This is a genomic window from Vallitalea okinawensis, from assembly GCF_002964605.1.
Lineage (GTDB): Bacteria > Bacillota > Clostridia > Lachnospirales > PQDH01 > Vallitalea_A > Vallitalea_A okinawensis.
On sequence record NZ_PQDH01000001.1, the window covers coordinates 845,588 to 861,027 of the forward strand.

The following is a 15,440-nucleotide window of genomic DNA, read 5'->3' on the forward strand; positions in this document are numbered from 1 at the left end:
CATATGTAGTACTGTTATGGATACTAGAGTTATTGAAATGGGAAGGAGAATAAAAATGGACTTTAAAAACCTAAAAAAGCTTGTTGTATTTTATTCGTTTAGTGGAAATACAAAATTCATTGCAGAAAGTATTTGCGATATTACTGGAGCAGACTTGCTTGAGTTAAAACCCAAAAGTGAAGAAAGCCCTAATCTGTTAAAAAAATTTGTTTGGGTTGGAAGACAGGTTATGATGAGAGAAAAACCAGAATTGCTAACTATTGATAAGAATCCTGAAGATTATGATATTCTGTTTATCGGTGCTCCTATATGGGCAAATAAATATGCACCAGCTATAAATTCTTTTTTAGATAAGATGCCTATTACAGATAAGAAAATAGCTCTTTTCTATTGCCATGCAAGAAGTGATAATAAAAAGGCTCTTAGTTTACTTAAGCAAAAGCTTATAGGAAATGACTTTATAGGTGAAATCGAGTTTAAAGATCCATTGCAAAATAATAAAGAAGAGGCTAGGAAACAAACGAAGCAATGGATAAACACAATTATTAAACCTAGTTGTTAGTACTCACCCTAAGTTGGTCATTGTTAAGATTAAAGCTCCTGAATTTCACTTAGTGAACTCAGGAGCTTTCTTTATTTTATCATTATTCAATTTATAAATACTTTTCCATCCGAATATCTGCACGCCACTCACCGTTATAATAAACAAAATTCTCTTTACGTGCAAAAGTTGAATAACCTATTTTTTCATAAAAAGCCCTTGCTCTTTTATTGTACTCAAAAACTCCTAGTTCAATTCGATGAAGTCCAAGTCTTCTACACTCTTCTTCTAAAAAGTCCATAGCTAAGCTGGCTACTCCCTTACCTCTATAAGCCTTTTCACCTACACAGATACTGATCCATCCTGTGTTTTTTTCTTTTTTATGTACATGATCTGGATCAATCATAATAGACAACTCACCTATAGGATTATCTCCATCCATAATCATATAGATACGCTTTGGTCCTTTATTCGCATTTTCATAGAGCTCTTCTTTTGTACGATCAGGCATTTCTCCTTCAGAGAGATTAGCACCTATAAAGTATTTAATTTCAGGATCATTATTCCACTTTGCTATATATTCAAAGGGTTCCATCTGTGTTTTATCAATTTCTTTAAAGTTAATATTCACGTTATTCTACTCCTTTCATCTGCATACCCACCTACAGACTTTCTTTAGTTTTTTTAAATTCAACTTGGTGCTTTAATTCTTCATATGTCCTTGTATTAAACGCACATTCACGAATGCATACTGTACAACCATAACTATTTGAGAAAGGTACAGCACACTTCTTATAGTCAACACAAATTTTACCACCATCAGTATGCTCTATTGGTGTAGTATAAATGGCTTCACCAGGACATTTTCTAACACACTTACCACATTTATCGCAAAAGTCCTTGATCCAACCATGTGAGTTTTCTTTACTTATTGGTAGATTCTCTATGTTCGTATAAATAGCTGCAATTCTTTGTCTCGGACCACATTCAGGCGAAATGAGTAATCCATGCTTTCCAATAGCACCAAGACCTGCTTTTTCTCCTAGCACAGGATAGATCGCATCCCCTCCTAATGCTGGTCCTGCTTGCGCTTGATACCCGTGATTTCTTAAAAAGTTGGCGATATGATTAACAATTACACCTAATCCATGATAGGTTCGAAAAATTTCTTTTTGTGTTGCCTCACTCGGTGCATTTCGTATAGGTTCTTCTCTCATTTCCATGGTAATGACAATGGCTTTATTAAAAAGGACACTGCGCCCTTTAAAAATATCTTTGGATTCAACATCTGTAAACCCCATTGCTGTAACACCTAGAGAGCGACCATAATCTTTTAACTCCTGAATGAATTCTGGTGTGGCATCCACTTTTGAATCCTTTGGATTATTTTTTAAAGAAGAATAGCTTCTTTTCATCTGATACAGTGTTTTCATCATCGTTGGTAAAACACTTCTCTTTTGACTTAATCCATTTCCCTTAGACTGATCTCCATACTTCATTATCAGCTCAGGAACAATTAACCCTTCTCTAGCATCTTCTGAAGCTGAAAGTAATCCCTCTTGCTGAGGTAATTTTTTTGGATCACCTATTGGAATATGTCTTTTTATAATCTTAGTAGGATTCATGTGAAGCACCTCTTATCGCTGTCATCTTCATCTTTGAAACAATATTGTGATTAATCTTATTATAGCATATTATTCTCGATCATTCATTGAGAAAAAACTATATCTCCCTAATGAATCACTACTAGATAAGTCTTAAATATATGGATTGATCATGTTATCAGGTATACTTATTTTTATTATAGTACCTACTTTTTCTTTGCTACGCACTTTAAAGATAAAGTCATTATCGTAGGCTAGTTTAAGCCTGTGGTAAGTATTATTGATTCCAATATGCTTATAGTTATGTTCTTCAATTAATAAATCCCTTTCAACTTCTATCAATCTTTCTTTAGCCATTCCTTGGCCTGTATCGATAACAATAATATGAAGTCGGTTTCCTCTATTAAAAATTCGCACTCTAATTTGACTTGGTTGATTTTTAACTTTAATACCATGATAGATTGAGTTTTCAATCAAGGGCTGCAAAATCAGTTTGATAATCTTCTTATCGTAACTTTTACTATCAATACGATAATCCATAGTAAATTTATTTTTATAACGCGCTTGCATTAAAGTGACATAACATTTTGTATAGCTTAATTCTTCGTCAACTGAAACAAGCTCCTTAGGATTGGATAAGGAATATTTAAGTATATCGGAAAGATTCTCTAACATAAAATTAATTTGGTTGGGTTTACCAACTATCTTAATTGCCTTCCAAGAGATATTTTCAATGGTGTTGTTTAAAAAGTGGGGATTCATCTGAGATTGAAGTGCTAATAATTCCATGGTTCTATACTTATATTTCTTTTCGGATAATTGAGTTTTAAAATAATTTTGTTCAATAAAGGTCTTTAATATATTTTCAGTAATATAAGCGTATAAGTCATCTGATTTGGTTGACATGATAGGTAATGATTTACCATTCTCAGCCGCATCAATAATATCAATCATATTATTAATTAATATATAATTTTTCTTGGTTTGGTGATATACAATGAAATAGCTTAATATGAATGAAGTTATCAACAATAGACAACATATAATACCCATTATAATAGGAATTTTATATAATGTTATGGCTGGGACAATGGAAATATACTGCCATCCATAAACATCTGATTCTAGTTTATGAACAATATATCTTCTATTATTAGAACGCATATCAAAAAACTGTTCTTCCGAAGACGTAATTTGATTTAAATTTTCAATAGTCATACTTTCAGTATTACTAAAGAGTATATTACCCAGTTCATCTGTAACTAAAAGTTTTTGATCATCATAATTCGTTAAATCACATAATATTTGATTAATATATGAGGCAGAAAGATTCATAACAGCAACACCATGACTAGATGGCAGCACTTTATAAACAGATACCACATCATACCCTGGATCTTTTTCAAATCGTTTTATATACCTTGTTTCAGCCCAAAATTCTTTATCTGATTTATTCTTCATATAGCTGTTATACCATTCTGTATCATAGAATTCTTTAATATTAACAATTTCCTTATTCGTACAAATAAACTTCTCGCTAGAGGCGTCATAATAAATATAGATAGATTTAATATAGGGTTTGGTATTTTCTAAAGAACTTAAAAAATTATAAACTGTATCCCATACCTGTATTTGGTTAATACTATGAGCTTGACTTAATAAAATATTTTTCAACTGTATTGTTAGTGTTGAGTTTAAATCATAATTAACACGTAGCGTATTGACTTCATCAAGAATCAACTCAATATGATCTTCTGTTTGGGTAAGAGTATTATAAGAGCTTTTAATAACTGTATCTTCAATATATCTATTAACCATGACGGTAGCAAAGATACCAAATAGAATCAAAGGAATGATTTGAGGTAAAACAAGAACAGTGAACTTCTTAAAGAAGATTTTCTTTCTTATAGATCTAATCTTTTTTACTGTCATTTAATCAATCCTTTATTCAAACGAAATTGTCTTGGTGTCATACTATAATATTTTTTAAAAGCTCTGGTAAAGTTCTTAGCATTTTGATAGCCAACCATTTCACTTATCTCATAAGTTTTATATTTATAGTCTTTTAAAAGTTCTTTAGATTTTTCCATCCTAACTTTTAATAAATAGGAGGAGAAATTTTCATCAGCATATTTAGCATAAAATTTACTTAAATGCTGTGGACTCATATGCACAATTAAAGCAGCTTCTTCTAAAGTGGCTGTCGTAATGTTGTTATGAATATACTGATTAATATCCTTGATGATATTATCATGGTAAGTTTCTTCTATTATAGTTTCAGATTCTTCTTCACTAGTCTCATTAACTATCTGTTCTTGATCTAATTCATCTTTTAATTTAGAAAAACATGAAACCAACTCATTAAATTTTGTCGGTTTTACTATATATTCTCTCACACCATATTGGAGTGCTTGTCTAGCATATTCAAACTCCTTATGACCACTTAAAAAAATTACCTTAATGGAGGGATAATGGTCTCTGACATAAGAAGCTAATTCTATACCATCCATCATAGGCATCTTGATATCGCTTAATATAACATCTACTGGATTTGTATTAAGATAATTAATTGCTGCAATTCCATTATCGAAAGCAGCAGTCACTTCATACCCCATATCATCCCATGGGAAATAATTACTTAACCCATCCCTAATCTCTTCTTCATCGTCAATAATAATTAATCTATACATCAATGGCACCTCCAAGTAAGAAAACAAGAAAATAAAATGATTCTACTATACAAATATTATAATAGAAATACCGCTCTAAGTCATCTTCCTAGCTAGTGAAATGAGAGAATACTAATTAAAGAAACTTTTTATTATGTAATGACACTTCTTCCGTAATTAATTGAGTAATTAATGATACTAAATAAGAAGGCTAATATCTTTAGGTAATCCTATGTAATTGATATAATATGAGAGTAAAATATGAAAAGGGGATGAAATGATGAAAAAAGTTATAAGTATAGTATTAGTATTATCACTTATCATTACTCTATTTGTTGGTTGCTCAAAAGATGAAACTCCAGCAGAACAGAATAATGCTGAATCAAAAAGTGAAGCTACGAAACCAGAGGACAAGCAAGAGGAAATAACCCTCCGTTATATGTGGTGGGGAAGTGATTCAAGACATGAAGCAACTTTAGCGGCTATTGAGAAATATGAAGAGTTGAATCCTCATATAAAAATAGAGCCTGAATTCAGTGGTTGGGATGGTTATTATCAGAAACTAGTCACACAGTTAGCAGGTGGAACTGCAGCTGACATTATGCAAGTTGATCAACCTTGGTTAGGTGATTTACTAAAAAATGAAAGCACCTTTGCAGATTTATCATCTGTTGATACAACAAATTTTGACTCCAATTTCCTTAATCAATACTGTATTTTCAATGATCAACTCGTTGGTGTTCCTATGGGGATTAATGGGTTAACAATGATCATTAATACTACCTTCTTTAATGAAGTTGGAATAGATTATAACGCTTTAACTGACTGGGAATCCATTGTTGAAGCTGGTAAAGAAATCAATTCACAATATGCAGATAAATATATTTTGTATGATACTGGTATGCTATTTGATACTTATCTTAATCAAGTAACAGGTAACCAACTCGTTAAAGATGATTTATCTTTAGGCTTTACAGAAGAAGAAGTACTTAAAGCATTTCAATTTGTAGACACAATATATGAAAACAAAGTCGTTCAACCGAAGGAAGAATCTGCCTTATTTAAAACTACAGAAAATCCATCATGGATTGATAATAACATGGGAATGACAATGCAATGGCCTTCAATGATCAATTCTCTTGATAGTGATAATAAAGAATTGGAAGTTATATCAATACCTCAACTTGAAGCCGCCAAAGCTTCAGGTGTTGTCGTTCGACCTTCGATGTTAATATCTGTTAATGGTAAGGGTAGTTATATTGAAGAATCAGCAAAATTTATTGATTGGTTAGTCAATAGTGATGAAGGTATTTTAACATTAAAAGCTGTTAGAGGTGTTCCTGCCTCAGCTTATGCTCAAGACTTATTAGTAGAAAATGATTTATTAAATCCTTTACAACAAAAAGGTGTATCAATGGCTCTTGAAAATCCTAGAGACAAAGTTAATTTTTATAGTAGTAATGCTGAAGTATCAGCTGTCAAGAAAGAGATCATTGATAAAGTAGCTTTGGATATTTCATCGCCTGAAGAAGCTGCTGCTGAAATGATCACAAGAATACAACAAGTAGTCGATGAAATAAAAAATTAATTACTTAGCAAACTAACAAGCAGAGCTTTTGCTCTGCTTGTGTTGAAAGGAAGATGACATGAAGATAAAAGCTAGCAGGTATGAAAAAAAAGATTATATTGGCTATTTATTTTTATTACCCTGGATTATTGGTTTTTTACTGTTTAAGTTCTATCCATTTTTAATGTCCTTTTATTACTCCTTTACTGACTTTAATATGATTAACCCTCCAGAGCTAATAGGTTTAAAAAATTTCATTAAGATCTTTACTACAGATGCCGATTTCTATCAGTCATTGAAGGTGACTTTAATATATACCACTTTTTCAGTACCGGTCAAATTGATATTCGCATTGTTTATAGCAATGGTGTTAAGCATGAAATTAAAGGGTATTAACATTTTTAGAACGATTTATTATTTACCATCAATACTAGGTGGTAGTGTAGCTGTATCCATACTTTGGAAGTTTTTATTTATGAGGCAAGGTTTGGTGAATAAGATACTCTCTTATTTAACAATTGGACCAATAGATTTTTTGGGTGATCCAGACGTTGCTTTATACACTATTAGTATGTTATCGGTATGGCAGTTTGGATCATCTATGGTATTGTTTCTGGCAGCATTAAAAAATGTACCTGGAGAATTATATGAAGCCGCTGCCGTTGATGGCGCCGGAAAATTAAGAACATTCTTTAAAATTACCATTCCTATGATTACACCTATCATTTTATTTAATTTAATCATGCAAACAATCAATACATTACAAACTTTTACATCAGCACTTGTTATCACTAACGGTGGACCTGTAAAATCAACTTACCTCTACGGTATGATGCTTTATGAAGAAGCCTTCCAATTTATGAATATGGGATATGCCTCTGCTTTATCATGGATATTATTTATAATTATTATTGGCCTTACAGCAGCTATATTCAAATTCTCTTCTTATTGGACATTTTATGAAGATGGAGGTGATTTCTAATGTCAAATAGAAGACAACTCATAACTTATTTGTTTTTGATACTACTTGGTATTATCATGATTTATCCATTACTATTTCTATTTTCAGCTTCTTTTAAATCCAATGAGGAAATATTCTCATCTATATCCTTATTGCCAAAAGAATTAGCATCTGTTACTTTTGAAGCCTTTAGAAATGGATGGCAAGGTGTTGGGAAGTATGGTTTCTCCACTTTTTTTACCAATTCGTTTTTGATAACTGTACCAGTAGTCATTGTGACGATTATTTCCAGTAGCTGCGTAGCATATGGTTTTGCAAGGTTTAAATTTCCTTATAAAAAATTATTATTTACATTGATGATCTCTACAATTATGCTACCAAGTACTATCATCATGATACCCAGCTACATATTATTTAAGAATTTTGGGTGGTTAAATACTTACATGCCTTTTTGGATACCTGCACTCTTGGGAAGTGATGCCTATTTCATTTTTATGTTTCTACAATTCTTTAGATCCATACCGAGAGAGCTTGATGAATCTGCTATTATTGATGGATGTAATCGCTTAAAAATCTTTACAAAGATTATACTTCCCCTAAGTAAACCAGCAATTATATCTGCAGGTATCTTCAAATTCATTTGGACATGGAATTCATTTGTGGAACCGTTAATATACATTAATAGTGTGAGTAAATACACTGTTGCCCTAGGTCTTAAGATGTCAATTGATACTCAAGGAGGCGAAGTCATGTGGAATGAGATGATGGCTATGTCTTGTTTAGCTATTATTCCTCCAGCTATAATCTTTTTTGTAGCACAAAAATACTTCGTTGAAGGTATATCAACATCAGGATTAAAAGGCTAAAAAAAATGAGCTGTATACCACTAGAAATTAATCTCTAGTGGTATGCAGCTCTTTATTATTTATTGAATATTAATCGTATAATCTTCTGCTTCCCCATCTCCAATACTTCCTGATGATGAAGGGGCTGAGTTATACTTCATAACAACTCTCATTCTTGTTTGTCCTGTTAAGGCAGTTGAAGGTATTGATAAGGAACCGGATACAGCTGATCGACCACTTGCACTAAACACTTCTTCTCCAGCATCACTAAAGTCCCCATCTTGATTGAAATCAATCCAAATCTTCCAATACTCATTATAGGAACGACCTGCGAAGCCAGGTGTCAATTCTACATTATAGCTGTTCCCCTTTGACATATCTGTTACGATGGAAGTGTAATCACCATACCCACTATTAGAACCTGAAGTATTATTCAGCGTTCCAGCATTAACTGTTTCTATCCATTCATAAGTCGTGTTACCGCTAATACTTGGATATGTCCCACCTGTTGAACCACTGCAACCTGTTAAGATAGCATTAGCGTAATCTGCTGTGGCATTAGGACTAGATAGTTGCATCATATCATCATAGAGCCACATGAAACCACCATCAATATCGTATGAGTTTTCCCATGATTCCATTTTAGTTTGTACAGTACTTGCACTGTCCCCGCTACCACTATGAAGACACCATAACCCTGGTATGACGTTCATACCCATAGTATTGGTCCAAGTTCCTGGATCATTGCCAGCACCACCTGCATAGCATTGAAGATAAACACGGTCTACAACGCTACCAAGTTGATTCTTAACACTTTGCCAGAATGAACTATTGGTATATGGACACAATGTTACTTTCATCCCCATGGCATTACACATTTGACCGAATTGTACAGCTGATGTTACATCATAGGTTACCTCATCGTCATAGTTGACAGCATCTGCTCCTGTAGCTTCCATTAAAGCTTTGAAGTTCTTGTACAATACTGTATCAGAACCTGTTCCATCAGCATTAATGAGATTCTTAATGTTCTCGAATGCATCACTTCCCCATGCACCTACGCTAATCTCAACGCGGTTCACAGAAGTTGTACCTTGCTTCAGATCTGCCCAGTTGCTAGCCCAAGAAGCATCTCCTACATAAACTCCATTTTCACAAACTAGAAGATCGTTTAAGTACAAATCTCCATCAGCGCGAACATGTACTGCCCAAATCATTACAGTGTTAAAGCCAGAAGATTTAATGTCATCTACAACTGATTGTCCTCCTGATACAAAAGGTCCTCCACCAAAAATTGCTGCTACAGGTTCTTCAGCCGCTTCTACTGTCATTGAACTAGTACTCATAAAGAGATTGAAAATCATACAAAAAATAATGCTGACACTTAAAAATATTTTCCTTGTCATATGTGTTAACCTCCTCTTGACTTATTTACACTATATATATACGCAGTGACTTCATAAGGAATGTCCAAGTTATTAAATCAACCACTTGATAATGAAAAATACGTAATATATGAAGCAATACCGCCATATATTTCAATTAAATATGAAATAAATTCTTCATTTATAAGAATTTCCAAAAATAATCTTGTAGCACAATAATAAAGTCCTATTACCACAAATTCTTATCTCTTATTACCTTAAATATTTCTAAAAAAAATGAACGAACTGTATCAAACTCTTTATAAAAATGGTATAATTTGATAGATATACTCTATAGGAGCTGAATAACTATGAAGAAAAAAATATGTTCATTAATATATATGTCAACGCTACTACTTGCAGGTTGTACAACTACTGAAGAGGTAGCAAATCAAGCAAGTATGCAACCCATCGATTCAACTAATAATGTAGAACAAGTAGAAGTAATAGATGAGATCAACGTTGAGGCTAATGATTATCTTATCGTCACTAGCTCTGCTTGTGATATGAATGGTGATGGTGACCTTGAAACCATTCAACTTCGAATGGATACAGGTGATTTAACGAGTGAAAACACATATGAAGGGACATTTTCCCTTTCACTATTAAATGATAAGCAGGAATTACTAAATGAAATAAAAATCAATGAGTTTGGTACAATTGCCTTTGAAAAAGACTTCCCAATCCTCTTCAAGGATTATACGGGCGATGGTGTGTTGGACTTTAATATTGGCCAAAAATATAGTCAAGAAGAATTCATTTATCGATTCTATTCCATGTCAGATGACGGATTATTAGAAAAATTATTTGGAGAAGAAAGATTCTTAATTAAGAGCTATGAAAAAGCTCATTCTTATGACTTTCACACTACTCCAGATCAAGCCATTATTACATACCGAGTCGAAACAGATGGTGATAGCAATTCCTTCTATGTATACGAATCCTATTATTGGAATGAGGACGCATTTTATCGTTCCAATTATGTTGATAGTTCCAAATCATATGAAGAAATAAATATAAATGAGATCGAAAGCAAATTTAATAAGCTAGATGCACTAGGTCCTGATATTACAGAAGAAGACCTTTTTTCAACATCTGGCGGAGAATATCAGTGGCTTTTAGATCATGAAGAAGAAGTGCATTTATATAGTTTTTTTCATAGAAGAGAAAAGCATTGGAGTAATACATTGGATCGACTGTTTGACAAGAGGATTGAAAATATAGACCATTTAATAACTAAATTTAATATATTAGAAATAGATGATATCACTCAAGTCCCTTTAGAAGAATGGAAAGATATAAAACACCCTAATCCAGAAGTAAAAGACCTCTTTAAGTATAGTGAAATACCTTATGGAGATAAAACTCTTGTAACAGGACGTATTCATCTCACTAATTTTGCAATCCTTTTTAGTGAAGATGGTGAATATCTTGATGGGATTGAATGGACTGATCATGTTCGAGAAGACTTTAATATTACCTTTTTGGATAATGATAAGTTTATCTCAGTATCCCCTATACAGTTGGACAGGGGGTCAGGTTTAAGTGTATTTGGAAGCCACATTTATGAAGTCATTGATAATAGACTTGTCAAGAAATTAGAATATCCTTATCATGGCTATCAAGAAGGACCTTATACTTGGGGGTATTCAAGAACCTTTCATGTAGTGAACGAATTATATGATGAAGAAAATAAAACTCTAGAAGTCACCTATAACCTCGGTATTGATTGTTTAGGTCCTGAAAGAAGTGTTGAGGTCTTATCCGTTAACAAAACAATACCGTACCAATGGGATTATGAGAAAAAAAGATTCACCCCTAACTATCTTTTTTACGATGATCATCTCGATAATGAACTCTATGTAGATAGTCTTCCAGATGAAATTTTCTTAGCCAATTATTCTATAATGAAAGAATTGATTCATGGTGATGATTATGAGACCAAGGTACGTGATTTGTCTAACATGGCTGTACTTCTTACAAAATGTCTACCTTCATTAAAACGTGATGAACTTTTACAAAGTATCTTAGAACAGTTAGATGTGGAAGAGGATAGCTGGATCATTAATGAGATTCACAACAGTTTATCTCAAAAGCTTATATCACATGACGATCAACAATACATCCTCAACTTAAATGAAAGCGAAACTATCAAGGCATTCTTAGCTGATGAGCAGGAACTAAATCCACTATCAAGTTTTCAGATAAGCCTTATAGAACCCCAAGTTTTATATGAGAAAAATGGAAGTCTCTATATATTAATCAACTATTCATGTGGAACTAAGATGGCTCAATATCAGTTAGTTCAATATGATATGGACAGCGGTAGTGTTATTGATGAAGTTAATATTCCTTCCAGTGGATTTCATGGAAATATAGAAGTCTTGGGTGACAGAGATACCCTTATCATAGAAATGAATTATCGTGATCCTGATTCAGTAGAGCCAAAATCTATAATAACTAACGTGATCTTTGATGTCGAAACCATGAGTTTAATTGAGATTGAACCCAATCGCTTCAAAGAAAAAATGAATATTATCATAGATAAAGTAGCAACTGTTGATATGCGTTACCTCTTACTACATGCTCAAGATGAATTTCAATGGTTTTTGGAACGCCCTAAAGAGACTTTAGCCTATTTTATAACAACAGAAACTGATCCTTACAATGAAAAAGCCTATGAAATAGAATACATTATCACCAATAAACTATACGAGAATAATGATTTAGAGGAGGCTTTTCAATATTTTAATATTGATGATTATACCACGTTTACGCTTGACCAAGTGAAGACTGTATTAGATAGCAGTGATTGGGTATTTCAACAGGAACTATACAAATGGCATGTAGAAGGTGTCAATTACCAACTTTTAGTTGGAGGATTTAAGTTCTCAAGTTTTGCACTTCTCTATGACCAAGAAGGTAACTATCTTGATGGCACCATATGGGGTAATAAACTCATGGAGCCTCTGGAGGTAACATACAGGAAGAATCAAAATTATTATTCTTTCACTCCTATCTGTATGGGCTACGGAACTGGTATTGCGATTTACGGCGAGTCATGGTTTGAAGTCTTTGAAGGAAAACTAATCAATAGGCTTAACTATCCCATCTACGGACACGAAGCCGCCCCTTTTACTATAGGCAATTTGCTCAATTTCCAGATGGTAAAGTCAAGCTATAATACAACAGATGGCAATCTTGAACTTACCTATCGAGTAATAATGGATTTTTATGATGAAGAGGAAACTCCCATAGAAATTCTCAAAACTGCAGCAATAGAATGGTCTAATACAGAAGAAGGTTTTATTGGATACGATGATGCCTACACTAATAACTTATACGAAATAGTATTCACAGATGGTTTGCATGATCAGTTATTTGAAGTAGGTTATGAAGGATTCAGTAGGATGCTATCTGAGGATATAGAATCAATGGATGAATGTGACATCGGACAAATTACCCTTCTTATTACCAGGTGCCAGCCAAGTGAAAGAAGAAACGAACTATTGACCTTACTCCATCAATGGTATAAGAACAGTTCCACCGATAGCAACTCAGAGGTATTTATAGAAGCTATTGAACAAGCCATGTAAAGCTAGTATGTAAAGGGGATAATTCACTAAGCCTGCTATGATGTGAATTATCCCTTATCTTTTTGGGTTTAGATTGTCTAGATTCCATTTACTGAACAGTTTCTTTTTTAAGTCGCCACATTGCTAGTATAAAGCTTACTGAACACATTACTAAAAATAGTACTACGACGGGAAGTAGATCATTAAGTATAATCCTTTCTGAAAATAGCAAGCTTCGCAAGGCATTAATAATATGCGTAAAGGGGTTAAGCATAACAGCTATCCTTAATCCTCCAGACAGATTTTCTATAGGAAATAAGGCAGTGCTCAAAAAAAATATTGGCAATACAATAGCATTCATTATTGTCTCATATATGATTTCATTTGGAAGGATTAAGCTAATTGAGTAAGCCAGTCCTGACATGAAAAATGCTGTCATAAAGATAAGTAATCCCATAATTGCGATTCCCAGTATACCGGAGCTTACTTGTACAGAGAATAATGCTGATACCACGACTAAAATGAGTATTTCTATAAATGAAAGCACTATTGCCTCAAATATTTGACCAAGTACAATGGAACCTCTACTCACAGGTGCTATCATCAATCTATAAAAACTGCCGTTGGATTTCATAATGAAATTGATAAATCCTCCGCTACTACTAGCTGAAAACGTTACAAGCACTAAGATCCCAGGTAGAATAAACGCAGTATAGTTCTCAATACCCATCTTTTGCATGGTTTGACCTGCCACAGCACTATACAAGACAAGCCAAAGAAGTGGTTGCAATATAGTAAAAAGGATAGATAGTGCATTTTGATATCGCCACTTCATATTTCTCCATAGGATATTAAACAATCTATCCCACCTCTCTTTCAAAAGCATCTTCCAAACTGGGCTTATGGACTTCAATTCCATTAAACTCTACATGATGGTCTAGTAGCCACTTATTTATCGTTGTAAAGGATTCACTGATATTTTTTACACCTAAGTAAAGGGATTGATTTTGAGGTTTTGTAAACTCTGTTATCCCTGTGCTATTAAGCAGATCCTTGCATTGGTTGACCTCCTCAACACTTGAAAACTCAATCCGAATCATTGCTTGTTGGGTATAACTGCGTAGGCTTTCAGATGTTCCTTGAATTATAATCTTTCCGTCTTTCATAATGCATATGTTATCACTCAGTTGATCCGCTTCCTCAAGATAGTGGGTTGTTAGAAAGATGGTTGTTCCGTAATCATTTCGAATCTTCCTTAGCAATTTCCACATAGCTTTCCTAGATAGGACATCCATCCCTATTGTAGGTTCATCTAAAAATAAAATCTTAGGTGAGGAAACCATATTCATAGCTATATCCAACCGCCTCTTGACACCACCTGAATAGGATGCAATTGGGTATTTTAGATATTCTGAAAGCTCAAAGTTATCAATTAAAGTCTTAATTCTTTTTTTGACAACCTGAGAATCAACTTTATAAAGTCTGCTCTGAAACATCATATTTCCCATAAGCGACAAGTGCTCATCGATTGATGTACGCTGAGCAACACAAGCAATTTGATGACGAGCCCATGATGGGTCTTTGAATAAATCCTTTCCAAGCATCCTGACATTCCCAGAGGTAGGTTTGAAATAAGTCGTCAAAATATTAATCAGAGTAGATTTACCTGCACCATTGGGTCCCAACAAAGTAAATATTTCTCCACTCCTAACATTAAGACTCAATGCATCTAATGCTCTTACACCATTTCTATATTGCTTCACTAATTTGTCAATTTCAATTGCCAGCATTTTTTAACCTTCTTTCAATGGAAACAGGATCTCCGTAATATACTTATTAGGATTACCTTTTAATAGCATTCCAGGTCCCTTTATAAAGACTTCTCGCCAAGGTATTTCTGTGACAAGAGTATTCTCTTGAATGTAGTTCTGAATGATTTCATAAGTCATTGGTAGGGTATCATATGGTCCTATATGTGTTATAGACAGTGCTCTTACCCGTGGTAATTCCTTAACTGTTATACCACCATGGTTTGGTGTTTCCATTGTAGGAACACACAATTCCATGTCAGCTACACCTGTTTTTACATCAACACTATGGTAGCAAAAGAAGGGAGCTCCATTAGATTTGCCTTTTATACCTTTAAAGACTTGTGGAAAATGTTTACCCGCTTCAGTAAATTGACCTTTATACCTCATCGTGGCTACCCTAATTGGGTCGATATCCTTTATTACAATATGATCATCCATTTGCT

At 33.5% G+C, this 15,440-nt stretch carries 13 protein-coding genes; 5 read left to right on the top strand and 8 right to left on the bottom strand.

Annotated features, from left to right (window positions below; genetic code table 11):
- Nucleotides 1-55 precede the first annotated feature (55 nt).
- The gene (locus tag C1Y58_RS03965) at nucleotides 56-562 is read left to right on the top strand and encodes a flavodoxin family protein (protein ID WP_170311508.1); all 507 of its coding nucleotides are present in this window, start codon (nucleotides 56-58) and stop codon (nucleotides 560-562) included.
- Between the two features lie 91 nt (nucleotides 563-653).
- Here the strand turns inward: C1Y58_RS03965 and C1Y58_RS03970 are convergent, their stop codons facing one another.
- The 4 genes from C1Y58_RS03970 to C1Y58_RS03985 all read right to left on the bottom strand — a co-directional run bounded on the left by C1Y58_RS03970 (nucleotide 654) and on the right by C1Y58_RS03985 (nucleotide 4,835).
- Nucleotides 654-1,172 carry a GNAT family N-acetyltransferase gene (locus tag C1Y58_RS03970; protein ID WP_105614677.1) on the bottom strand — a complete coding sequence of 173 codons (519 nt, stop codon included), beginning with the start codon at nucleotides 1,170-1,172 and terminating at the stop codon, nucleotides 654-656.
- Between the two features lie 31 nt (nucleotides 1,173-1,203).
- A complete protein-coding gene (locus tag C1Y58_RS03975) occupies nucleotides 1,204-2,166 on the bottom strand; it encodes a 4Fe-4S binding protein (RefSeq protein WP_105614678.1) in 963 nt (320 codons plus the stop codon).
- Nucleotides 2,167-2,298: 132 nt separating this feature from the next.
- Complete coding sequence (locus C1Y58_RS03980) at nucleotides 2,299-4,077, bottom strand: sensor histidine kinase (RefSeq protein ID WP_105614679.1); 1,779 nt, start codon at nucleotides 4,075-4,077, stop codon at nucleotides 2,299-2,301.
- Entirely contained in the window at nucleotides 4,074-4,835 is a 762-nt protein-coding gene (locus C1Y58_RS03985; RefSeq protein ID WP_105614680.1) for a response regulator transcription factor, read from the bottom strand. Before C1Y58_RS03985 ends, C1Y58_RS03980 begins: the two co-directional genes overlap by 4 nt.
- A gap of 259 nt (nucleotides 4,836-5,094) precedes the next feature.
- On the opposite strand from C1Y58_RS03985, the gene C1Y58_RS03990 reads away from it, so the two are divergent.
- Genes C1Y58_RS03990 through C1Y58_RS04000 form a run of 3 tightly spaced genes read left to right on the top strand, consistent with a single transcriptional unit; the run spans nucleotide 5,095 to nucleotide 8,208 of the window.
- Nucleotides 5,095-6,402 carry an ABC transporter substrate-binding protein gene (locus C1Y58_RS03990; RefSeq protein ID WP_157949936.1) on the top strand — a complete coding sequence of 436 codons (1,308 nt, stop codon included), beginning with the start codon at nucleotides 5,095-5,097 and terminating at the stop codon, nucleotides 6,400-6,402.
- 58 nt (nucleotides 6,403-6,460) lie between these two features.
- Nucleotides 6,461-7,363, top strand: coding sequence for a carbohydrate ABC transporter permease (locus C1Y58_RS03995; protein WP_105614682.1), 903 nt, complete (start codon nucleotides 6,461-6,463; stop codon nucleotides 7,361-7,363).
- On the top strand, nucleotides 7,363-8,208 hold the full coding sequence (locus C1Y58_RS04000) for a carbohydrate ABC transporter permease (protein ID WP_105614683.1): 846 nt from the start codon (nucleotides 7,363-7,365) through the stop codon (nucleotides 8,206-8,208). Before C1Y58_RS03995 ends, C1Y58_RS04000 begins: the two co-directional genes overlap by 1 nt.
- A 59-nt stretch (nucleotides 8,209-8,267) precedes the next feature.
- Here the strand turns inward: C1Y58_RS04000 and C1Y58_RS04005 are convergent, their stop codons facing one another.
- On the bottom strand, nucleotides 8,268-9,593 hold the full coding sequence (locus C1Y58_RS04005; protein WP_105614684.1) for a GEVED domain-containing protein: 1,326 nt from the start codon (nucleotides 9,591-9,593) through the stop codon (nucleotides 8,268-8,270).
- A gap of 329 nt (nucleotides 9,594-9,922) precedes the next feature.
- Here C1Y58_RS04005 and C1Y58_RS04010 point away from each other — a divergent pair, with 329 nt between their 5' ends.
- Nucleotides 9,923-13,207: a hypothetical protein gene (locus C1Y58_RS04010; protein WP_105614685.1), complete on the top strand. Its 3,285-nt coding sequence runs from the start codon at nucleotides 9,923-9,925 to the stop codon at nucleotides 13,205-13,207.
- Nucleotides 13,208-13,295: 88 nt separating this feature from the next.
- On the opposite strand, the gene C1Y58_RS04015 is transcribed toward C1Y58_RS04010, so the two are convergent.
- The 3 genes from C1Y58_RS04015 to C1Y58_RS04025 are packed head-to-tail and all read right to left on the bottom strand — an operon-like array spanning nucleotide 13,296 to nucleotide 15,435.
- Nucleotides 13,296-14,045: an ABC transporter permease gene (locus C1Y58_RS04015; protein WP_105614686.1), complete on the bottom strand. Its 750-nt coding sequence runs from the start codon at nucleotides 14,043-14,045 to the stop codon at nucleotides 13,296-13,298.
- A gap of 1 nt (nucleotide 14,046) precedes the next feature.
- A complete protein-coding gene (locus C1Y58_RS04020; protein WP_105614687.1) occupies nucleotides 14,047-14,976 on the bottom strand; it encodes an ABC transporter ATP-binding protein in 930 nt (309 codons plus the stop codon).
- Between the two features lie 3 nt (nucleotides 14,977-14,979).
- Entirely contained in the window at nucleotides 14,980-15,435 is a 456-nt protein-coding gene (locus tag C1Y58_RS04025) for a GyrI-like domain-containing protein (protein ID WP_105614688.1), read from the bottom strand.
- Nucleotides 15,436-15,440: the final 5 nt, after the last annotated feature.